Genomic DNA, 905 nt, shown 5'->3' with positions numbered 1-905 from the left:
TAATTGAAGATTATAGATAACGTTGCCAAATAACCGGATAAACGGCCTAATTGTCTGCACCAATAATGCGCAACGCACGGGCACAGATAGTGCAACAATGAGAGGAAGTATGTGAGCAGGTAATTAAAAAACAGAGTGGTGTTAATTCAGAGAGTGGTGAGAAGAGTGCCGCTTAATTTTAACGAAAAACAGGAGTGCCAAATTGCCACTCCTGTTTTGTTATTAATAATCTATATCAGATAGTTATATCGATATGATCAATTTTACTTTTTAGGACCACGTATACGTAGCGTCAAACCTTTCAGGAAATAACGCAAAGCCTGATCACCACATGGGCGGAAGTTTTTGCTGCCCTCTTTGCGGAACAGTGCATTTAGCTCAGGTTTGGATACTGGGAATTCAACCGCATTAAAGACATCGTGCATATCAGTATCTTTCAACTCAAATGCCACACGTAGTTTTTTCAATACAATATTGTTGGTAATGACTGGCTCTACCGCTGGGGCCGGGAACTTGTCATCTTTACCACGTCTAAAGAAGATCAAACCATTAAGGAAATGTGCCATTACCAGATCAGGGCAATCTTGATAACCGGCCTCATCTTCTTTTTTAAGAAAATTAACGACATCCGCATTGTTCACTTCAAAATCAGCCAGCTTAATGATTTCTGCTATCTTGATATCGTTTACGTTAAGCATGTAGCGAACACTACGGAGCACATCGTTGTTCATCATATTACTGCCCTATTCCTATTATTTAGAGTAGACGTGGGCGAATATCGCAAGAAAAACAAAAGGCTTCTTTCACGTCTAGCTGGCAGTATTGTATAGATTTACGTTGATTTTCTCAATGCAAATCTGATTAATGAGAAAAGTATGCATTCCGGTAAAATACATAAAACTCAA

1 protein-coding gene is annotated in these 905 nt (G+C 39.0%); it reads right to left on the bottom strand.

All coding sequences use genetic code 11. From position 1 onward, the window contains the following. Window positions 1–263: 263 nt before the first annotated feature. Complete coding sequence (locus V1952_RS22105; RefSeq protein ID WP_083159488.1) at window positions 264–734, bottom strand: DUF1456 family protein; 471 nt, start codon at window positions 732–734, stop codon at window positions 264–266. Between the last annotated feature and the right edge of the window lie 171 nt (window positions 735–905).

The organism is Yersinia sp. 2542 StPb PI, from assembly GCF_048593855.1.
In the GTDB taxonomy this organism is placed as follows: Bacteria; Pseudomonadota; Gammaproteobacteria; order Enterobacterales; family Enterobacteriaceae; genus Yersinia; species Yersinia enterocolitica_E.
This window is presented reverse-complemented; position numbering and strand designations above follow the sequence as displayed.

What these genes read in the sequence shown, in the direction of transcription:
- V1952_RS22105 (WP_083159488.1), bottom strand. Translation starts at nt 734, where the DNA reads ATGATGAACAACGATGTGCTCCGTAGTGTTCGCTACATGCTTAACGTA.